19 protein-coding genes and 1 pseudogene are annotated in these 20,243 nt (G+C 64.2%); 7 read left to right on the top strand and 13 right to left on the bottom strand.

Annotation, left to right across the window (positions count from 1 at the left end; all coding sequences use genetic code 11):
* Positions 1 to 11 precede the first annotated feature (11 nt).
* The 3 genes from aroC to fabI form a co-directional block, all read right to left on the bottom strand.
* Positions 12 to 1,100: a chorismate synthase gene (gene aroC, locus ACVWW3_RS03570; RefSeq protein WP_456650913.1), complete on the bottom strand. Its 1,089-nt coding sequence runs from the start codon at positions 1,098 to 1,100 to the stop codon at positions 12 to 14.
* A 90-nt stretch (positions 1,101 to 1,190) separates the two neighbouring features.
* A complete protein-coding gene (locus ACVWW3_RS03565) occupies positions 1,191 to 1,790 on the bottom strand; it encodes a histidine phosphatase family protein (protein ID WP_247348047.1) in 600 nt (199 codons plus the stop codon).
* 12 nt (positions 1,791 to 1,802) lie between these two features.
* The gene (fabI, locus tag ACVWW3_RS03560; protein ID WP_354105117.1) at positions 1,803 to 2,618 is read right to left on the bottom strand and encodes an enoyl-ACP reductase FabI; all 816 of its coding nucleotides are present in this window, start codon (positions 2,616 to 2,618) and stop codon (positions 1,803 to 1,805) included.
* A 172-nt stretch (positions 2,619 to 2,790) separates the two neighbouring features.
* Here fabI and ACVWW3_RS03555 point away from each other — a divergent pair, with 172 nt between their 5' ends.
* A complete protein-coding gene (locus tag ACVWW3_RS03555) occupies positions 2,791 to 3,279 on the top strand; it encodes a sigma-70 family RNA polymerase sigma factor (RefSeq protein ID WP_456650914.1) in 489 nt (162 codons plus the stop codon).
* 106 nt (positions 3,280 to 3,385) lie between these two features.
* Positions 3,386 to 4,156, top strand: coding sequence for an anti-sigma factor family protein (locus ACVWW3_RS03550; RefSeq protein ID WP_456671870.1), 771 nt, complete (start codon positions 3,386 to 3,388; stop codon positions 4,154 to 4,156).
* 326 nt (positions 4,157 to 4,482) lie between these two features.
* Here ACVWW3_RS03550 and ACVWW3_RS03545 read toward each other — a convergent pair whose 3' ends face one another.
* Together ACVWW3_RS03545 and ACVWW3_RS03540 are read right to left on the bottom strand one after the other, a co-directional pair.
* Complete coding sequence (locus ACVWW3_RS03545) at positions 4,483 to 5,451, bottom strand: DnaJ C-terminal domain-containing protein (protein WP_247441863.1); 969 nt, start codon at positions 5,449 to 5,451, stop codon at positions 4,483 to 4,485.
* Positions 5,452 to 5,559: 108 nt separating this feature from the next.
* A complete protein-coding gene (locus ACVWW3_RS03540; protein WP_346730968.1) occupies positions 5,560 to 5,967 on the bottom strand; it encodes an RT0821/Lpp0805 family surface protein in 408 nt (135 codons plus the stop codon).
* A gap of 113 nt (positions 5,968 to 6,080) precedes the next feature.
* Between ACVWW3_RS03540 and pdxH the strand changes: the two genes are divergently transcribed.
* Together pdxH and ACVWW3_RS03530 are read left to right on the top strand one after the other, a co-directional pair.
* The gene (gene pdxH, locus ACVWW3_RS03535) at positions 6,081 to 6,722 is read left to right on the top strand and encodes a pyridoxamine 5'-phosphate oxidase (protein ID WP_456650915.1); all 642 of its coding nucleotides are present in this window, start codon (positions 6,081 to 6,083) and stop codon (positions 6,720 to 6,722) included.
* Positions 6,723 to 6,798: 76 nt separating this feature from the next.
* On the top strand, positions 6,799 to 7,551 hold the full coding sequence (locus tag ACVWW3_RS03530) for an SDR family NAD(P)-dependent oxidoreductase (protein WP_247348040.1): 753 nt from the start codon (positions 6,799 to 6,801) through the stop codon (positions 7,549 to 7,551).
* Between the two features lie 50 nt (positions 7,552 to 7,601).
* Here the strand turns inward: ACVWW3_RS03530 and ACVWW3_RS03525 are convergent, their stop codons facing one another.
* From ACVWW3_RS03525 to ACVWW3_RS03515, 3 genes are all read right to left on the bottom strand, one after another.
* Positions 7,602 to 8,189 carry a Uma2 family endonuclease gene (locus ACVWW3_RS03525; protein WP_456650916.1) on the bottom strand — a complete coding sequence of 196 codons (588 nt, stop codon included), beginning with the start codon at positions 8,187 to 8,189 and terminating at the stop codon, positions 7,602 to 7,604.
* Positions 8,190 to 8,424: 235 nt separating this feature from the next.
* The gene (locus ACVWW3_RS03520) at positions 8,425 to 8,643 is read right to left on the bottom strand and encodes a hypothetical protein (protein ID WP_247348039.1); all 219 of its coding nucleotides are present in this window, start codon (positions 8,641 to 8,643) and stop codon (positions 8,425 to 8,427) included.
* 244 nt (positions 8,644 to 8,887) lie between these two features.
* Positions 8,888 to 9,865, bottom strand: coding sequence for a magnesium transporter CorA family protein (locus tag ACVWW3_RS03515; RefSeq protein ID WP_247348038.1), 978 nt, complete (start codon positions 9,863 to 9,865; stop codon positions 8,888 to 8,890).
* A 335-nt stretch (positions 9,866 to 10,200) separates the two neighbouring features.
* Between ACVWW3_RS03515 and ACVWW3_RS03510 the strand changes: the two genes are divergently transcribed.
* Positions 10,201 to 10,887, top strand: a complete 687-nt coding sequence (locus tag ACVWW3_RS03510) for a L,D-transpeptidase (RefSeq protein WP_247348037.1) — start codon at positions 10,201 to 10,203, stop codon at positions 10,885 to 10,887.
* Between the two features lie 38 nt (positions 10,888 to 10,925).
* Here ACVWW3_RS03510 and ACVWW3_RS03505 read toward each other — a convergent pair whose 3' ends face one another.
* Positions 10,926 to 12,056: an extensin family protein gene (locus ACVWW3_RS03505; RefSeq protein WP_456650917.1), complete on the bottom strand. Its 1,131-nt coding sequence runs from the start codon at positions 12,054 to 12,056 to the stop codon at positions 10,926 to 10,928.
* Between the two features lie 65 nt (positions 12,057 to 12,121).
* Between ACVWW3_RS03505 and ACVWW3_RS03500 the strand changes: the two genes are divergently transcribed.
* Both ACVWW3_RS03500 and ACVWW3_RS03495 read left to right on the top strand, forming a co-directional pair.
* Positions 12,122 to 13,750, top strand: a complete 1,629-nt coding sequence (locus tag ACVWW3_RS03500) for a fatty-acid--CoA ligase (RefSeq protein WP_456650918.1) — start codon at positions 12,122 to 12,124, stop codon at positions 13,748 to 13,750.
* A 174-nt stretch (positions 13,751 to 13,924) separates the two neighbouring features.
* On the top strand, positions 13,925 to 14,779 hold the full coding sequence (locus ACVWW3_RS03495; protein ID WP_456650919.1) for a DUF1499 domain-containing protein: 855 nt from the start codon (positions 13,925 to 13,927) through the stop codon (positions 14,777 to 14,779).
* Between the two features lie 7 nt (positions 14,780 to 14,786).
* On the opposite strand, the gene ACVWW3_RS03490 is transcribed toward ACVWW3_RS03495, so the two are convergent.
* The 4 genes and pseudogenes from ACVWW3_RS03490 to ACVWW3_RS03475 form a co-directional block, all read right to left on the bottom strand.
* Positions 14,787 to 15,710, bottom strand: a complete 924-nt coding sequence (locus ACVWW3_RS03490; RefSeq protein WP_456650920.1) for an MBL fold metallo-hydrolase — start codon at positions 15,708 to 15,710, stop codon at positions 14,787 to 14,789.
* A 158-nt stretch (positions 15,711 to 15,868) separates the two neighbouring features.
* Positions 15,869 to 17,083, bottom strand: coding sequence for an acyl-CoA dehydrogenase (locus ACVWW3_RS03485; RefSeq protein ID WP_247441882.1), 1,215 nt, complete (start codon positions 17,081 to 17,083; stop codon positions 15,869 to 15,871).
* A 136-nt stretch (positions 17,084 to 17,219) separates the two neighbouring features.
* The gene (gene ribB, locus ACVWW3_RS03480) at positions 17,220 to 18,296 is read right to left on the bottom strand and encodes a 3,4-dihydroxy-2-butanone-4-phosphate synthase (RefSeq protein WP_456650921.1); all 1,077 of its coding nucleotides are present in this window, start codon (positions 18,294 to 18,296) and stop codon (positions 17,220 to 17,222) included.
* A gap of 176 nt (positions 18,297 to 18,472) precedes the next feature.
* Positions 18,473 to 20,199, bottom strand: a pseudogene (locus ACVWW3_RS03475) (cation:proton antiporter domain-containing protein).
* Between the last annotated feature and the right edge of the window lie 44 nt (positions 20,200 to 20,243).

Below are 20,243 nucleotides of genomic sequence, written 5' to 3'. Positions count from 1 at the left end.
CCCACCCAGCGCTAGCGTCCCACCTGCCCGCGGTCGCGCAGGAAATGATCGGCCAGGACGCAGGCCATCATGGCTTCGCCGACGGGGACGGCGCGGATGCCAACGCAGGGGTCGTGGCGGCCCTTGGTGAATATCTCGGTGTCGGTGCCGTTGCGATCGACGGTCAAACGCGGCTGCAGGATCGACGAGGTCGGCTTCACCGCAAAGCGCACCACCACCGGCTGTCCCGTGGAGATGCCGCCCAGCACGCCGCCGGCGTGGTTGGACAGAAAGCGCGTGCCGTCATTGCCGGTACGCATCTCGTCGGCGTTCTCTTCGCCGGTCAATTCCGCCGCGCCAAAGCCGGCGCCGATCTCGACGCCCTTCACCGCGTTGATGGTCATCATCGCGGCTGCCAACTCGGAATCGAGCTTCGCATAGATCGGCGCACCAAGGCCGGCCGGCACGCCTTCGGCGACGACCTCGATCACCGCGCCGATCGAGGAGCCGCTCTTGCGGATGCCGTCGAGATAGGTCTCGAAGAACGCGGCCTTGTCCTTGTCGGGACAGAAGAACGGGTTTTTCGCAATCTCGTCCCAGTCCCACTTGTCGCGGTCGATCTTGTGCGGACCGATCTGCACCAGCGCGCCGCGCACCCTGACGTCGGGAAGCACTTTTCGTGCGATCGCACCGGCAGCAACGCGCGTCGCCGTCTCGCGCGCCGAAGAACGGCCGCCACCGCGGTAATCGCGCAGGCCGTATTTGGCCTCGTAGGTGAAGTCGGCATGACCCGGGCGAAACTTGTCCTTGATCTCGGAATAATCCTTCGAGCGCTGGTCGGTGTTCTCGATCAGCAGCCCGATCGGCGTGCCCGTCGTCACCTGTACGCCGGTCTCCGGATGCGCCATCACGCCGGAGAGGATCTTCACCTGATCCGGCTCCTGGCGCTGGGTCGTGAAGCGCGACTGGCCGGGCCGGCGGCGATCGAGATCGCCCTGGATGTCTGCCTCGACGAGCGGGATCATGGGCGGGCAGCCGTCGACCACGCAGCCGATCGCCACCCCATGGCTCTCACCGAAGGTGGTGACGCGGAACATGTGGCCGAAGGTGTTGAAGGACATCGCGGCTCGCTGGCTTGGTTCCCGCGTGTGGTAACGCGCGGGGGGGCCGGGGGTCAAACCCGCAGCCGCCACGGGAGACGGCGAACCGGCTTAACTAAACTTCTCCAGCCGCCCGTCGCGGAACACGTAGACTGCGCCCTGCTCGATATAGAGCTCGGCGGCGCTCGCCGGCGTCTCCAGGCCGAGTGAAACCATCAGGGCCCGGCAGGTCCCGCCATGGGCAACCGCGACGGTGTCGGTCCGGAGCTGGTCGTACCAGGCGCGCACGCGGACCTGTACTTCGGCGTAGGTCTCCCCGTCCGCGGGGCCCACCGTCCATTTGTCAGCGAGACGCCGGGCGTAGACATCGGGATCGGAGGCCTCGCTCTCGGCCAGCGTCAGTCCCTCCCAGGTGCCGTAGCCGATCTCGCGCAGGCGATCGTCGAGCGTGTAGTCCGCAGGCGGCAGTTCGAGCTTGCCCCGCGCCAGTTCCATGGTCTGCCGCGCGCGGCCAAGCGGGCTCGACACGTAGGGAAATGCAGCCTTGTCGCGGCCGTCGCGCTTGAACAGATCGGCGAGAATGCCCCCGGCCTGCACAGCCTGACCGCGGCCGCGCGCGTTCAGCGGAATGTCCTTGGTGCCCTGAAGCCTGCCGAGCGCATTCCACTCGGTCTCGCCGTGGCGAAGATAATAGATCGTGGGCACGGGCATTCCAGGTAAAGGTTAGTCCTTGCTACCGAACGAAATGTCAGGCGCGTCGGGGCGCTTCATGCCGAGCACGTGGTAGCCGGAATCGACGTGGTGCACCTCGCCGGTGACGCCTCGCGACAGGTCGGAGAGGAAATACAGCGCGCTGCCGCCGACATCTTCAGTGGTCACGTTGCGCCGCATCGGTGCGTTGGCCTCGTTCCACTTCAGGATATAGCGGAAATCGCCGATGCCGGACGCCGCGAGCGTCTTGATCGGACCCGCCGAGATCGCGTTGACGCGGATGTTCTTCTCGCCGAGATCGGCCGCGAGATAGCGCACGCTCGCTTCGAGCGCCGCCTTCGCCACGCCCATCACGTTGTAATGCGGCATCCACTTCTCGGCGCCGTAATAGCTGAGCGTGATCAGCGAGCCGCCGTCGGTCATCAGCTTCTCGGCGCGCTGCGCCACGGCCGTGAACGAATAGCAGGAGATCAGCATGGACTTCGAAAAATTCTCCTGCGTGGTATCGACGTAGCGACCATCCAGCTGCTCGCCATAGGCGATCGCGTGCACCAGGAAATCGATCTTGCCCCACTTCTCCTTCAGCACCGCGAAGGCCGCGTCGATGGTCGCGGCATCGGTGACGTCGCAATGGCCGAGCACGAGCCCGCCGATCTCGGCGGCGAGCGGCTCCACGCGCTTCTTCAGCGCATCGCCCTGATAGGTGAAGGCGAGCTCGGCGCCGGCCGCGTGGCATGCCTTGGCGATGCCCCAGGCGATCGAACGGTTGTTGGCAACACCGAGGATGACCCCGCGCTTGCCCTGCATCAGACCTGAATTCTGCGCCATTTGCTAACGTCCCGTCGAGCTCTCGGTGAGGTCTGGAGGTACACCAGCCCTCCTTTGCGGTACAGTCCTAATACGCGGCGTTAACGCTGTTTCGAGCGCCGGAATAGCTGTTCCGCTCGGGTGTTATGATCGTTGTGGCACTCGCGCCGGGCACCAGGACGTCAAGACCGCAATGAGTGCGTTTCGACAAAGTGTGGAAGCAATGATCCCGGCGTTGCGCCGCTACGCCCGCGCGCTCACGCGCGAGGCGGATGCGGCCGACGATCTGGTGCAGGATACATTGGTGCGGGCGCTGCGTTCAGAGCGCCTGTTCCTCGGGGGCGACGTCAGGAGCTGGCTCTACACGATCCTGACCAACCTCAACAAGAACCGGCGGCGCTCGCTGGCAAGGCGCCCGCAATTCATGCAGCTGACGGAGAACAACCCGGATGCCAGCGGGACCGAAGCCGAAGGGCGCGATATCGAGAAGGCACTGGCGACGCTCGTCGAGGAGCAACGCTCGGTGCTGCTCCTGGTGATGCTGGAGGACATGAGCTATCGCGAGGTCGCCGACATCCAGGGCGTGCCGATCGGCACCGTGATGTCGCGCCTGGCCCGCGCCCGTGCCCACGTTAAAGCCTCGCTGGAGGGTGAGCGCCCGGCGCTCAAGCGGGTGAAGTAATGGCAGGGTGGATGCATTGCGCATGTCGCTTCCCCTGCGTGGAGTGGGAAGCAGCGCAGTTGAACCGCGTAAGATATTTTGGGCCGCAGAGCCAGAGACGACCGATATGAACGACCGCAATATTCCCATCACAGAAGACGAAGTGCACGCCTATGTCGACGGCGAGCTGCCGGCCGAGCGCAGCACCGACGTCGAGGCCTGGCTAGTCGCCCACCCTGACGATGCCGAGCGCGTGCAGTCCTGGCGCGCCATGGCCGAGATGCTGCACGCCCGCTACGATTCCGTCGCCCAGGAGCAGGTGCCGGCGCGGCTGGAGCTCGAGCGGCTGGAGCGCCGGCCCCGCCAGTGGCTCTATGGCGCCGCCGCGGCGGTGCTTGTTGCCTTCGTCGCCGGCGGCACCGCCGGCTGGGTCGCGCATGGCGCCGCCAATGCCCCCTCGACCTTCCAGAACTTTACGACCGACGCGCTCGACGCACACCGCCTCTACGTCGTCGAGGTTCGCCACCCCGTCGAGGTCGGTGGCAACGAGCGCGACCACCTCCAGGCCTGGCTGACCCGGCGCTGCGGCTGGACCGTGTTTGCACCGAACCTGGAGGCGAGCGGGCTGAAGCTCGTCGGCGGCCGGCTCCTGCCTGGGCCGAACGGTCCGGCGTCGTTCCTGATGTACGAGGGCGCCTCGGGCGAGCGGTACACGATCTACACCGCCAAGACCGAGAACGGCGCGACGCAGATGCGCTACGCCAGAATGGAAAAGGACGGGGCGCTGTTCTGGGCCGAGCGCGGCGTCGGCTACGTCGTCAGCGGTGGCGGCGACCGGGACCGGCTGACCAAAGTGGCGCAGGCGGTCTACGACCAGGCAGAGAAAAAAGGCACCTAGACAACCACGCAAACGCGGTGCCTCGATTCCGACATTGAAAATTTGGAATCAAGACATCGGCGCGTCTCATTATCGCACCGGATGATCACGCGAAAATGAGCAGCGTTCGATCCGCCGATCGACGCGGGCGGCCTCGATTGGGGTTTTTGGTACCGCGCTGGTCCCCCTCTCGAGGCCGCACCTTTTTATCGGCTGCCCCGCCGGGCGGCCGACACGTCGAGCACGTGAGCCAACAGGGGCTACCACGCCTCGGCATATGATGAGCATCATCTCCATGGACGACGCTCTCAGTCTTTAGGAGAACCCCTTCAGCTGCCGATCTCGCCCTAACCGAGCCCGCTACGTGGATTGTAGGGGTGTTGGTCCCGCCACTTTTCCATCAATGCTTCAAGCTCGGCGTCGTTCCCGTCCGGTAGCATAATCCTGATGGTGACGAAGAGATCCCCGGTTCCGCCCGCTTTTGGCAATCCTTTGCCCTTAAGGCGGAAGGTCCGGCCGCTGGACGTGTTTTTCGGGACCGACAGCTCCACTGCATTGCCGAGTGTGGGCACGCGGACCTTACCGCCAAGCACCGCCTCATAGAGCGTGACCGGTAGGTCGATCCTGAGGTCGGCACCCTCAACCTTGAAAAACGAATGCGGTGCGATGGTAATCGTGATCAGGAGATCGCCCGGCGGGTGGCCCTGCGCGGTCTCGCCCTGCCCCTTCAGCCGGATCTGCTGGCCGCTGACCACGCCGACCGGAATTTTGACGTTGAGTTCCTTGCCCGTCGGCAGCCGGACGCGCTTCTCCCCGCCCTGCACCGACTCCTCCAGCGAAACGGTCATGGCGACGTTCAGGTCGAGATCGACCCCGATCCCGCCGGTGTCGAATTCGAACTGCCCGGGCCCGCCGGCCCCGGGCCGCGCCCCGCGCACCCCGCCCCCGAACATGCTGTTGAGGATGTCCTCGAACGCGCCGCCGCCCTGACCAGGGCCCGCGCCGCCACTGCGGAACGTGTAGCTTTCGAACCCGCCGGGACCGGCGCGACCGCGCGGCCCGCCGCTGCCGCCGGGAAAGCCTTGGAACCGCGGCTTGCCGTCGGCGCCGATCTCGCCACGATCAAACTGCTTGCGCTTATCCTCGTCGCCGAGGATCTCGTTGGCCGTGTTGATCTCGGCGAAGTGCTCGGCGGCCCGCGGATCGTTCTGGTTGTTGTCGGGATGGTGCTTCTTGGCAAGTTTGCGATAGGCGCTCTTGATCGCGGCAGCGTTGGCGCTCCGCGGCACCCCCAAGACCTCGTAGGGGTCGCGCATCCGTCACGTCTCCTTCAGGAAATCGATATGTTCAAAGGGCTCCCCGCCCCACCTGGGCTTGATGTGGGGGCGAGTGGCATTTTTGCAACTAGCTCGCGGAGCCGATTTCTAACTCCGCCACGGCTTTAGCGTATGAATCTCCCAACGGCCACGGCTGCTTTGGCAGCCGGCGCCCTGGAGCCAGCTTTCGGTGGTGCCGTTGACATAGCTCGCGAGGAAGTCGCGGCACTTGCGGCCGTCCTCGGCGGCATAGGATTGCGCGATCGGCGTCACCGAACCGCGGGCGCCGGTCTCGGGATTCTCCCAGTGTTGGCTGGAATCCTTGTCGCCCTTGCTCAGGATGTCTGAGGCCGCATTGCGGGCGAAGGCGAGATCGGTCTCGGTCGGAGCCGCCTCCTTCGCCGACATCGTGATCGAGCCGGTGAGATCGCTGTCGTCGGCCTTGGCGTAGGCACTCTTGTCATTGCGGGAAAAGCTGCAACCGCCGGTGCCGAGCCCGATCAGAATGATCGTCATGACGACGCCGGACGGCCGGATCGCCGATAGGCCAACGCGTCCCCATGCCCTATATAGGGCGGTAGCGGACAACAACGCGTTTTGGGCCGCAGGACGCAACTCGGACTCCAGACATGACCGACACGACCCCGATGAAACACCAGACACCCTTAACATCCGGTGATTTCACCGCCGCCGACGAGCCTTTTGCGCTGTTCGAGGCTTGGCTGAACGAAGCCATCAAGAGCGAGCCGAACGATCCGAACGCCATGGCGCTCGCAACCGTCGATCCTGACGGCCTGCCGGACGTGCGCATGGTGCTGATGAAGGGCTTCGATACCGAGGGTTTCGTCTTCTACAGCCACATCGCCAGCCAGAAGGGCCGCGAACTCGCCGCAAATCCTAAGGCCGCGTTACTTTTTCACTGGAAGTCGCTACGCCGGCAGGTTCGCATCCGCGGCAACGTGACGCCGGTAAGCGAGGCCGAAGCCGACGCCTATTTCGCCACCCGTCCGAAGCAGGCGCAGATCGGCGCCTGGGCGAGCAAGCAGTCGCAAGAGCTAGAGAGCCGCTTCGCCTTCGAGCAGGCGATCGCCAAGGTCGCCGCCAAGCACATGATCGGCGAGGTGCCGCGACCGCCGGGCTGGAGCGGCTGGCGCATCACGCCGTCGCGTATCGAGTTCTGGCACGATCGCCCATTCCGCCTGCACGACCGCATCGAATTTCGTCGTGACGCGGCCGGCCAACCATGGTCCAAGACGCGGATGTATCCTTAGTATTTTGTTTGAGCATGATCTTTTCGGAAAACCGCTGCACAATTTTCCGGATCATGCTCCAACCTGAAAGAGCTTCATGTCGCAGTCTTCCAACGCGCCACGCCGTACGCTGCTCCTGACCGGAGCCAGCCGCGGCATCGGCCACGCGACCGTAATCCGATTTTCCTCGGCCGGCTGGCGCGTCATCACCTGTTCGCGGCATCCGTTCCCGGAGGATTGTCCCTGGGATGCGGGCCCTGAGGACCATATCCAGGTCGACCTCGCCACCCCCACCGATACCACGCGCGCGATCTCCGACATCCGCGACCGCCTCGAAGGCGGCATGCTGCATGCGCTGGTCAACAACGCCGCGATCTCGCCAAAGGGTGTCGGCGGCTCCAGGCTCGGCTCGGTCGACACTGACCTCGAGACCTGGACGCACGTGTTCAACGTCAACTTCTTCGCTCCGATCATGATGGCGCGGGGGCTGATCGAGGAGTTGAAGGCGGCCAGGGGATCGGTGGTCAACGTCACTTCGATCGCCGGCTCGCGCGTACATCCCTTCGCGGGCGCCGCCTACGCAACCTCGAAGGCCGCGCTCGCATCCCTGACGCGCGAGATGGCCTCCGACTTCGGCCGCGTCGGCGTTCGCGTCAACGCGATCGCGCCGGGCGAGATCGACACCTCGATCCTGTCGCCGGGCACCGAGAAGATCGTCGACCAGCAGATCCCGATGCACCGCCTCGGCACGCCCGACGAGGTCGCCAAGATCATCTACGTGCTGTGCACGGACACCTCGTCCTACGTCAACGGCGCCGAGATCCACATCAACGGCGGTCAGCACGTGTAATCTCTCGTCGTCATTGAATGAAGGTCAGTTGCGGCGAGTCTGACAGCCCTTCAAGCAGGGCGCTTCCGGCGACGGGGCTGCAACGGCGTCCCCTCATAGAGATCAGCGACGGCGCATTGCAGTCCGAATGCAGGCAGCTTTAATTCCTCGGACCCGCCGAGTGTTTGCGAGTTCCAACCACTCGGCGTTCTGGCGTCGAGACGGACCTCCATTCGGTCCTGCTGGATGATGAGCACCGCTTCGCAGGCCGCATGCGCGAGGTAGATGGTTCGTTTGACGTCGATCCACCTCTTCTCGGTGGCGGGCACCCGCGTGTCGTCAGTGGCGGAGACGATCTCTGCCAACAGATAGGCTCGCTCGACGAACCTCTGGTCCGGCTCGTACTCGGCGTCGATGACGGCAACATCCGGCTCAGGGCGGAATTCGCCCGACCCGAGTTCGATGCCGGGACGCTGCATTGCGATGCGACTCTGATCGTGACTCGCCAGCGCGTCATAGAGCAGACGCTCAAGATTTCCCGCGATGCGGTTGTGCGCAATCGTTGGCGGCGTCATCATCATCGGGACACCTCCGACAAGCTCCCAGCGCTCATGGTCCGGCCGACCTTCCTGGAACAGGCGGAAGCGCTCGCCGGACATCCGCCCGGCCGTGGTGGGTTCTTCGATTCCAACACCCATCGGCGTCTCCGACGTCACCGGGCGCGAGCCTAATCGGCTCCGCCGTGAACGCCAATAGAGATAAGAAGGGCTGGCAGGGGACGCCACCGTCCCCGTCAGACGCTGCGAGCCAAATGTGGGGAAGAGCTACGGGAACGGAAGCAAGGCGATCCAGACAACGCCGCCGCAAGACCTGGATCGCCCTTACCTTCCGTTGTCAATCGGCGCGAAACCGACGCGGCTGTTCGCGCAGCCGGGGAGCTGCGGAAGTGATTGCAGTCGAGCAGTCGTCGTCGTTCTCGCCGTCGAGCAGCGGAGCACCACAGTGCCGGCACATGCGTGCCGACATCGACGACGCCTTGCCGCTCGCCAGGACCTGACGATAATTCGCCAGATCGATGACGTTGCGGGGCGACGTTATGTGTTTTTCAACCATGGCTGTTCCTCGCGGCTAACATGCTGCTTATCGCAGACAAGTTTCGCGCAAACGTTCAGCCCACCGCTCAAATTTTACCGGAGGAATTGGGGCGCTGCGCACACATCACCGCACGGCCTCAATCCCGATCTATTCTGCAACACCCAACGCCATCTCTCTGTGACCGGCGTAAGGTCTCGGTAGGTATCTTTGCTTGAGCATGATCTTTTCGGAAAACCGCTGCACACTTTTCCGGATCATGCTCCTACAGCCACTTCTTCCACTTGAAGATCCAGTAAGGAACGATCGCCGCGATCAGCATTAGAACCAGCGCGTACGGATAGCCGTGCGCCCAATCGAGTTCCGGCATCGACTTGAAGTTCATGCCGTAGATCGAGGCGATCAGCGTCGGCGGCATCAGGACAACGGCCATGACCGAAAACAGCTTGATGATGTTGTTCTGCTCGAGATTGACGACGCCGAGCATGGCGTCGAGCACGAAGGTGATCTTGCTGGAGAGATAGGAGGCGTGGTCGGTCAGCGAGGAGACGTCGCGCTGCATGGTCTTGAGTTGCTCGCGCATGTCCTTCGACCATTTCACGCCTTCGACGATCGCCGAGAGGAAGGTGACGACGCGGCCGATCGACACCAGGCTCTCGCGGACCTTGGAGGTCAGGTCGCCCTTGCGGCCGATCGAGATCAGGATTTGCGAGTATTGCTTGGCGTGGCCGTGACGCTCGCTCTCCGGCTCGAAGATGTCATGGGAGACCTGGTCAATGTCGGCGCCGCAGCGTTCCAGAATGTCGGCGCAGCGGTCGATCACCGCGTCCAGCAGTTCCATCAGCACCATCTCGCCGGTGATCGCAGGCGTGCAGGACCGGGCAAGCTTGGCTTCCACCAGCGCAAAGGGCTTCGGCTGGTCGTAGCGCACTGTCACCAGGCGATGGTCGCCGAGAATGAAGGTGACGGCCGTGGTCCGGGGCATGTCGGTATCGGATTGGCACATCAGCGTCGCCGTCATGTAGCGCGCGCCGTTCTCGATATAGAGGCGGCTGGAGATCTCGATCTCCTGCATGTCCTCCCGGGTGGGGATCGCGATCCCCGACAGCTTCTCCACGGCCTTGTCCTCGGCCGCGGTCGGGTTGACCAGGTCGATCCAGACCGCATGCTCCGGTACTGCCGCCAGATCCTCAACGATGGCCTTCTTGAGGGAGGACTCGGAGGGAACAAATACCGAAAACATGAACAACTCCAGAGAACCTGCGACAGAACGACAGCGTTTAGCGCGATTCTGACAAGTTCATGATGACAAGCACATTAACGGAGCGTTTGCATTTGTGGCGGCGCCGTGGCTCAACTGTGGCACGAAAACACACATGCGCGCGCGTTGCCCAGAAACCGTCGCTGGACCGCAAAACTTGCGGCAGAAAAGCCACAGTTAAGGTCTTGCAGCGCGGGAAAAGCTTCGAAACGCTGGAATTGTGGCAGATTTCAACGATAATGGGGCCAACGGAGTCGTGGTCTTTGGGCTTGGTCCAAGCTCCACGCAAGTTTGTTGTTGTCGATTGGAACCAAATCATGTCGTCGCTGAAAGTTATGCTGGGTATTTTGGCCGCTGGCCTGATGCTGTCGGGCTGCATGCAGGCCACACATTTTGAGGCGACCGACACCAAGGCCTTCAAGCCGAAGGACAAGGAACTGCTTGCCAAGGTTCGGTACGAGAACACCCCGGTCGCAGAGCCATTCCGCCGCGCCATCGTCGACTATCACCGCAAGGAATCACCGGGTTCGATCGTGGTCGATTCCGACAACCACTACCTTTACTGGGTGATGGATGGCGGAAAGGCGATCCGCTACGGCATCACGGTCGGCGAAGAGGCCATGGCCTGGTCGGGCATCGCCAAGGTCGGCAGCATGACCGAGTGGCCGGCATGGCATCCGACCCCGGGCGAGATTTCACGTCTGGGCGTACCGACCTTCGTTGCGCCCGGTCCGGACAATCCGATGGGCTCGCGCGCGATGTATCTCTATTCGGGCGGCAAGGACACGCTGTTCCGCATCCACGGTACCAACCAGCCCGAATATATCGGTGCCTCGATTTCGTCGGGCTGTATCCGCATGACCAACGAGGACGCGATCGACCTCTATACCCGCGTCAAGGTCGGTACGATTGTGGTCGTGCTCGAACCCAAGCATGGCGACTCGCCCTATAATTCGCGGCTGGCGCTCGGCGCCGGCGGAACTGGCCAGGCGGGCAGCTACTGATCCCGTCCTGATCTTTCCGAGCTTCAAAAGCGCCGGTTTCACCGGCGCTTTTTTGTTGCCGGCTTGTGCGGCTGGGCCTTGCTGCCGTCGACCGCCGGCTTGTCCGCAGGCGAAGGGGATTTCTGCGCCGCCTCGTCATCAGCTCCCTGCTTTGGCTCGGGCTTGGCCGCGACCTCGCGCGGCGGCGCCTCCTCGGGCCGTTCCGCCGGCAGGAGGGGGGCAACCTGCGGCAGGGGATCCCAGACGTTCCATTGGCAGATCCGGTAGTCATTGCGCCGCTGCGCCAGATCGAGATGGATATGGTCCTCGTGGTACCAGTCCGAGCCCGGCCCAAGTACGGTGGAAAAGCGCGAACAGACCGAATGCAGCACGCGCTCGCGGACCTCGCGCGGCATGGTGCGGTCTGTCAGGCCGATCGACTGCCCGTTGACCAGCTTGATGGCGCGGACATCGAGCGCGTTGGCCTTGCCGTGCTCGGACAGCGTGGCGCCGACAACGCGATTGCGGCCGCGGCACTCGAAACTGTCGAAATTGTCGAGATCGCTGATGGTCGAGCCGAGGCTCGCGGCCAGCGGCACCATGTCCTTGCGCACCCAATCGGCCATCGCTGACGCCATGGTGCAGCGGAGGATCGCCGCCGGCTTGACCGCTACCTTGCGCTTGTCCGGTAGCACGATGGCTTCGAGCCGAACCAGATCCTCACCGCCGCAAGCGCCCGGACCGCGGATATCCGGAATGGACGGCGCGATAGCGATCTCCTCGGTCAGCGCGAGGCGGCAGGAAGAGGCCTGCTTCTCGGGCGGCGGCGCGGCCTCGGCGGGCTTGCTGGCGCCAGGTTCGTCCGCGGAAGGCTTGTCGGGCGAAGGCTTTTCCGGGGAAGGCTTTTCCGCAGAAGGCTTGCCGGCGCTCTCCGGAGCAGCATCGTCCGATGCTTTGGGGGCCTCCTCGGGGCGGGGTCTCGGGAGCGGGATATTGCCAGGGACCTTGGCAGAATGCCACGTCGCGCGCGGCCGTGGTGCAGCAATGCCGAAGATATCCAGCGGGGAGGCATATTTTCGCGCCTCTGCCCGATCCGCGAGCACGAGCGCGACGGTAACCATTGCCGCGCCGGCGGACATATAGCCGCGACAAGACCATTTGCGGCGAAGGGCCGGCAGGCTAAAACTCATGACAATTCTTTGGCCCAACGCTGAGAGCGACAATCCGCCCAGCGGCTTCTCGGAGGAACGACGGAATGCTTGGTTTGATGCAAGACTGGCCCCTGCTCTGCCACCGGATCATCGAACACGCCGCCAGGATTCATGGCAAGCAGGAGGTCGTCACGCGCTCGGTCGAAGGACCGATCCATCGCACAAATTATGCCGAGATCCACAAGCGCGCGCTCAAGGTCTCGCAGATGCTGGAGCGCGGCGGCATCAAGCTCGGCGACCGTGTCGCAACGATCGCCTGGAACACCTGGCGCCATCTCGAGGTCTGGTACGGCATCATGGGGATCGGCGCCATCTGCCATACCGTCAATCCCCGGCTTTTCCCCGAGCAGATCGCCTGGATCATCAACCATGCGCAGGACCGCATCGTGATGACCGACATCACTTTCGTTCCGGTCCTGGAGAAGATCGCCGACAAGCTGACAAGCGTGGAACGCTACGTCGTGCTCACCGACAAGGCGCACATGCCACAGACGACGCTGAAGAATGTGGTCGCCTACGAGGACTGGATTGCGGAGGCCGACGGCGAATTTAAATGGAAGGACTTTGACGAGAACACGGCGGCCGCGATGTGCTACACGTCAGGCACCACCGGCGACCCCAAAGGCGTGCTGTATTCGCATCGCTCCAACGTGCTGCATGCGCTGATGGCGAACAATGTCGACGCGCTCGGCACCAGCGCCTCCGAGACCATGCTCCCCGTGGTGCCGCTCTTCCACGCCAACAGCTGGGGCATCGCCTTCTCCGCGCCCTCGCAGGGCACCAAGCTGGTCATGCCCGGCGCCAAGCTTGACGGCGCCTCGGTCTACGAGCTGCTCTCGACCGAGAGAGTGACGCATACCGCCGGCGTGCCCACGGTGTGGCTGATGCTGCTCCAGCACATGGCCGCCAACAATCTCAAGCTGCCGGATCTGAAGATGGTGATCTGCGGCGGCTCGGCGATGCCGCGCTCGATGATCAAGGCCTTCCTCGACATGGGCTCGAACGTCCGCCACGCCTGGGGCATGACCGAGATGAGCCCGATCGGCAGCGTCGCGGCACTGAAGCCTCCGTTCCAGAATGCGACGGGCGATGCGCGGCTCGACGTGCTCCAGATGCAGGGCTACGCGCCGTTCGCCGTCGAGATGAAGATCACCGACGATGCCGGCAAGGAACTGCCATGGGACGGCACGACCTTCGGCCGTTTGAAAGTCTCCGGCCCCGCCGTCGCCAAAGCCTATTTCCGCATCGACGCCAACATCCTCGACGAGGACGGCTTCTTCGACACCGGCGACGTCGCGACCATCGACGAGGCCGGCTACATGCGGATCACCGACCGCTCCAAGGACGTGATCAAGTCCGGCGGCGAGTGGATCTCCTCGATCGACCTGGAAAACCTCGCAATCGGCCATCCTGCGGTGGCGGAAGCCGCCGTGATCGGCGTGTTCCATCCCAAATGGGACGAGCGTCCGCTGCTGATCGTGCAGCTCAAGCAGGGCCAGCAGGCCAGCCGCGAAGACATCCTGAAGTTCATGGACGGCAAGATCGCCAAATGGTGGATGCCCGACGACGTCGCTTTCGTCGACGGCATCCCGCACACGGCGACGGGCAAGATCCTGAAGACCGCGCTGCGCGACCAGTTCAAGGACTATCGCTTCCCGAACGCGGCGGCGTAGACGGCCGAACCAAACACTGTCATTCCGGGGCGATGCCAACGGCATCGAATCCGGAATGACAGGGCCGTAACATCCCGGGAACCCTTGAATTTGCCTCCGGCCCGTGATCTCAACGGCCCATAGTCGCGCCAAATCGGCCGACACCGCCCCAAGACCCCCGGCAGAGCTCACCCGATGGCCCGCAGGTTTTCCGCTCCCTATCAGTCGGAGCCCGTGTCCAGCCTCGCGAGCTGGGCGCGCAATTTGGCCGTGTTCGCAGTGGTGGCGGTGGTGGTCTCGATCATCATCCTCCGGTTCGGCTTCCTGGAGATGAAGCCGGCACTCGCGACCTTCTTCGGCGGGCTCGGGATCGCCGCGCTCTCGATCCTGTTCGGGCTCGCAGGCTTTGCCGCGATCTGGCAGAACGGCTCGCGCGGCATGGCGCGCATCCTGCTTGCCTTCCTGATCGCCGGCGCGATCCTCGCCTATCCCGCTTATCTCGGCCTGCAATACCGCAAGCTGCCGGCGATCCACGACATCACCACCGACCCGATCGATCCGCCGCGCTTCGACGCACTGGCCCGCCTGCGCACCGGCGATGGCACCAATACCGCTGTTTATGCCGGCCTCTACTCGGCCGAGCAGCAGCGTCAGTTCTATCCCGATATCGAGCCGATCGAGCTTGAGATTTCGGTCGACCGCGCCTATGCGATCGCGCTTCAGCTCGTCAACAAGCGCAAATGGCTGGTCATCGACGAGCGCGCCCCGCAGCCGCCGCGCCGCATCGGCCGTATCGAGGCTGTGGCGCGTTCGCCCATCATGGGATTCCGCGAGGACATCGCCATCCGCGTCGTGCCCGACGGCGACGATTCCCGCGTCGATATCCGGTCCGCCTCGCGCTATTTCGAGAGCGACCTCGGCAGCAACGCCGCGCGCGTGAAAAAATTCATCGACGACCTCAACACCGCCGCCGATGCCGACGCACTCAAGCCGGTGAAGAAGACCCCGGTGATACCGCCGAAGGCGCCGGCGAAGACGGTGAAGAAGTGACGGAACGCTAAGCGTTCGCCATCCGATACGTCCCGCCAATCACGGGATCGCCGTCAGTCGCCACCACGCCGCGGGCGACCAGATCTTCCAGATGCGCCAGCACGGAATAGCCGGCAGCTGTCGTCAGCCTGGGATCGATGCCGATATAGATCGCGCGGACCATGGTCGGGATGTCGGTCTCGCCCTTGGCAAGGCGATGCAGGATCGAGGACTCGCGCGCCTTGCGGTGACGGATCAGGAAGCGCACGAAACGCGGGCCGTCCGGTATCTCGGGACCGTGACCGGAGAAATACAGATCCTCCTCGCGTGCGGCCAGTCGGTCGAGTGACTCCATGTAGTCGATCATCGAGCCGTCGGGCGGCGCTACGATCGAGGTCGACCAGCCCATCACGTGATCGCCGACGAAGTTGAATTTTCGCTCGGGCCAGGCGAACGCGAGATGATTGGCGGTGTGGCCGGGCGTCGCCACGGCCTCGAGCCGCCAGCCGTCGCCTTCGACGACGTCGCCATGGGCGATCCTGATATCGGGCGCGAAGTCGCGGTCGGCGCCGGATTCCGGATTGTGCTTCTCGCTCTCGAAACGCGGGCGCGAGGCGCGGTGCGGGCCTTCGGCATAGACCGGCGCGCCGGTCGCCTGCTTGATCCGCGCGGTGTTCGGTGAATGGTCGCGGTGGGTGTGGGTGACGAAGATATGGCTCACCGTCTCGCTGCTGACAGCATCGAGCAGCGCCGCCGCATGCGCCTCGTCGTCCGGACCGGGATCGATGATCGCGACGTTGCCTTGGCCGACGATGTAACTGACCGTGCCGGTGAAAGTGAACGGGCTCGGATTGCTACAAAGCACGCGCCGCACACCGGGGCGGACTTCCTCGACGACGCCGGGCTTCAGCGGAAAGTTGCGGTTGAACGGGACGTCGTCGTTGTCGGACATGGCTTGCTCATACCTTGCTGACTTCGTCTTGCCCGGGCTTGTGCCGGGCATCCACGTTCTTCGTGCGGCCTAGAACGTGGATGGCCGGGACGTCTAGCGCGAAGACGCGCTTCGCGCTTCTGCCCGGCCATGACGCAATTCCACGCCGAGACGTCTGCTCAGAAAAACGCCTGAATGCCCGTGATCGCGCGGCCCAGGATCAGGGCGTGGACGTCGTGGGTGCCCTCGTAGGTGTTGACCGTCTCGAGGTTATGGACATGACGCATCACGTGGTACTCGGCCGAGATGCCGTTGCCGCCGTGCATGTCGCGCGCGACGCGGGCGATGTCGAGCGCCTTGCCGCAATTGTTGCGCTTCATGATCGAGATCATCTCGGGGGCGAACTTGCCCTCGTCCATCAGACGGCCGACGCGAAGCGAGCCCTGGAGGCCCAGCGCGATCTCGGTCTCCATGTCGGCGAGCTTCTTCTGCACGAGCTGGGTCGCGGCGAGCGGCTTGCCGAACTGCTTGCGGTCGAGCGTGTACTGGCGGGCGCGGTGCATGCAATCCTCGGCCGCGCCGAGCGCGCCCCAGGAAATGCCGTAGCGGGCGCGGTTGAGGCAGCCGAACGGGCCCTTCAGGCCGGAGACGTTGGGCAGCAGCGCGTCTTCCGGCACCACGACGCCATCCATCACGACCTCGCCGGTGATGGAGGCGCGAAGCGACAGCTTGCCGCCGATTTTCGGTGCGGAGAGGCCTTTCATGCCCTTCTCCAGCACGAAGCCGCGGATCTGGTTGTCGTGCGCGGCCGACTTGGCCCAGACCACGAACACGTCGGCGATCGGCGCGTTCGAGATCCACATCTTGCTGCCGGTGAGGCGATAGCCGTCCGAGACCTTCTCCGCCCGGGTCTTCATGCCGGCCGGATCGGAGCCGGCGTCGGGCTCGGTCAGGCCGAAGCAGCCGACCCACTCGCCGCTGGCGAGCTTCGGCAGGTATTTCTTGCGCTGGTTCTCGTCGCCATAGGCGTAGATCGGGTACATCACCAGCGAGGACTGCACCGAGTTCATCGAGCGGTAGCCGGAATCGACCCGCTCGATCTCGCGGGCGACGAGGCCGTAGGCGACATAGCCTGCATTGGCGCAGCCATATTCCTCCGGCAGCGTGATGCCGATCAGGCCGAGCTCGCCCATCTCGTTGAAGATCTCGCGGTCGGTCGTCTCTTCGAGATAGGCTTTGGTGACACGCGGCAGCAGCTTGTCCTGGGCGTAGGCGCGCGCGGTGTCGCGCACCATGCGCTCGTCTTCGGTAAGCTGCTCGTCGAGCAGGAACGGATCGTCCCACTGGAAAGAAGCCGAGATCGGCTTGTCCTTGGCCTGAGGGCGCGCAGTCATGAAACGTCCTTTCGTCTGGTTCCGTCAAAATTTGCCCGACAAAGTAAAGCGCCGCGGCAACAAGTGCAATTGCGTTGCAGATGTATGGGTCTGCGTGGATCCCGGGGACGCGCGTCGCGCGCCCGGAATGACAGCCCTAGCTTTCGAGCTGTTCGTTGGCGACGATCTCGATACCGAAGCCCGACAGGCCCTTGTAGTCGTGCACCGAAGAGGTGAGATGCCGGATCGAGGTGACGCCGAGATCGCGCAGGATCTGCGCGCCGACGCCGACTTCGCGCCACTGGCGGTTGCGGTCAGCCTCGGTCGCGCTCTCATCGGGCAGCGGCGCCACGGGGACACCGGCCGCGCCGTCGCGCAGATAGACTAGCACGCCACGGCCGGATTTCTTGAAGTGCTCGAGCACCACCGCCATGCGTTTGTGTCCGGTGAAGATGTCCTTGACGATGTTCGGCTTGTGGAAGCGCGTCAGGACGTTCTTGCCGTCGCCGACGCCGTTGTAGACGAAGGCGACGTGGGCGATGGAATCGAACGGCGAGCGGTAGGCATAGCCCTGAAGCGGCCCGATCGGGCTCTCGGTGACGAAGGTCGAGACCCGCTCGATCAGCTTCTCGCGCACCTGGCGGTAGGCGATCATGTCGGCGATGGTGACGTGCTTGAGCTTGTGCTCGGCGGCAAAGCGGGCGACCTGCTCGCCCTTCATCACACTGCCGTTGTCGTTCATCAACTCGCTGATGACGCCGACCGGCGGCAGGCCGGAGAGCTTGCACAGATCGACTGCGGCCTCGGTATGGCCGGAGCGCAGGAGCACGCCGCCATCCTTGGCAATCAGCGGGAAGATGTGGCCGGGACGGGCGAAATCGTTGGCGCCGGCGTTGGGATTGGACAGCGCGCGGCAGCACGAGGCGCGCTCTTCGGCCGAGATGCCGGTGCCGCCGTCGGGCTTGTAGTCGATCGAGACCGTGAATGCGGTGGTGTGCGCGGAATCGTTGTGGGCCACCATCGGATCGAGCCGCAGGCGGCGCGCATCTTCGGTGGTGATCGGCGCGCAAACGATGCCGGAGGTGTGGCGGATGATGAACGCCATCTTCTCGGAGGTGCAGAGCGAGGCGGCGACGATCAGATCGCCCTCGCCCTCGCGGTCATCGTCGTCGGTGACGACCACGAGCTCACCGCGGGCAAAGGCCTGCAAGACTTCCTGAACGTTATCGGGCATTTCCCAATCTCTATCGGTTATAGCCCGGAGGCTTAGCCGGACTTGGGCCGGGGCGCTAGTGTCCTGGACGCAACCGCATATTCCGGGTGGCGGGCCGATCAAAGGGTTTCAGGCTTGCACCGAAGATACCGGGAATGTAGCAAGAAATGGTCCAGGAAGAAGGCCGCCAGGCACTGTCAGGGCAGCACTTCGCGCCGCTCGCCGAGGCGCTGATCGAGCTCGGCACGTTTGTCGGCCAGAAGCCCGGCCTGGGCGGCCTCGATCACGGTGAACAGTTCGTGGGCATCGCTGAGCCGGGTCACGGTGACGTAGCTGGCGCCGGCCTCGTAGAGCTCGCCGACATCGGCCAGCAGATCGGCGCTCGCCACGATCAGGGCGGTCGGGTTGAGCGCACGGACGTGGCGAACCAGCTTCTCGTTGGTAGCGCCCTTGAGCAGCGAATCCGGCACGCTGAGGATGATCATCTCGGACTTGCCGATCCCGGCATGGAGCAGCGTATCGGCGCTGCTGATGTCGCCATAGATCACGTGCAGGCCGCGCGAAAGCAGGGTCTGGTACACATTGGGGTTGAAGTCGACCACGGTGATCTGCTCCAGCAGCACCGGCGTCTGCCGCTCGATCTCGGCCAGCAGCGCGCTCGCCGCACGGAAAAAGCCGAGGATCACGATGCGGCGGGCCTCGCCATGGCCGCCCTCGTGGCCCTCCTCGCCGTTGCCATGGTCGAGGTCGCGCAGGCCGATCCGCTTCAGGGGCCCGATGGCCCAGCGGGTGATCTCGTCGCTGCGGGTCATCGCGAAGGTCGAGACCACAGCCAGCACCACGAAGGCGAAAGAGGCCGCATTCGCCGTCTCGGCTGCGATGTGGTGGTCGGCGACGCCGGTCTGGATCACCACCAGCGAGAACTCGGAGATTTGCGCGAGGTTCAGGGCCGGCAATAGGCTGGCGCGCAAGCCCTGCTTCATCAGATAGAGCGGGGCGAATGTGGTGACGAGGCGGCTCGCCACCGTGAACACCGCGATCAGCAAGGCAAGGCCGATCACGGAGAGGCCGGGCACGGGAATGGTCATGCCGAGAGCGACGAAGAACAGCGTGATGAAGAAGTCCCGCAGCGTGGTGACCTTGGCCGTGACGTCGAGCGCATAAGGAAAGGTCGAGAGCGAGACGCCGGCGATCAGGGCGCCCATTTCGCGCGACAGCGACAGCCGCTCGGCGGTCTCGGCGACCAGGAAGCACCAGGCGAGCGCGCCGAGCAGGATCAACTCGGGGCGGCGGGCGATCTGGTGAAACAGGCGCGGCAGCACGTAGCGGCTGACCAGCAGCGCAGCGGCGACCAGCACCGCGACGCGGCCGATCGAGAGCAGGATGACGCTGACTTCCAGATTGGCAAGGCTCGGCTGCACCGCCAAGAACAGGATGGCGAAGATGTCCTGGAGCACCAGCACGCCGAGCGTGATGCGGCCGGGCAGCGTGTCGAGCTCGCGCTTCTCGTAGAGCACCTTGACGATGATGACGGTGCTCGACAGCGCGCAGGCGACGCAGAGATAAACCGCATCGAACTGCCCCCCGCCGAGCGACAGGCCGATGCCGGCGAAGAACAGCACCCCGAGCAGGCAGCCGCCGATGAGCTGGCCGCCCGCCGCGAACAGGATCACCTTTCCCGCCCGCACGATCTTCTTCAGGTCGATCTCCAGGCCGATCATGAACAGCATGAAGATCAGGCCGAGCTCGGAGATGACGCTGATCGATTCCTGCGACTTGACCCAGCCGGCGCCGAATGGACCTATGCAGAAGCCGGCGATAAGGTAGGCCAGGATCAGCGGCTGCCTGGAGAAGTGGGCAAGCAGGCCCCCAGCATCCAGGCAAACAGGATACAGAGAGTAATGTCGCGAATGAGCTCGTGCATGCCAGATTGGTCCGTTCTGCCGCACCCTAATGATCGAGTGCGGC

It is taken from the genome of Bradyrhizobium sp. LM2.9 (assembly GCF_054056555.1).
The sequence above is the reverse complement of the archived record's forward strand: the minus strand, read 5'-3'. Positions and strand labels throughout refer to the sequence as shown.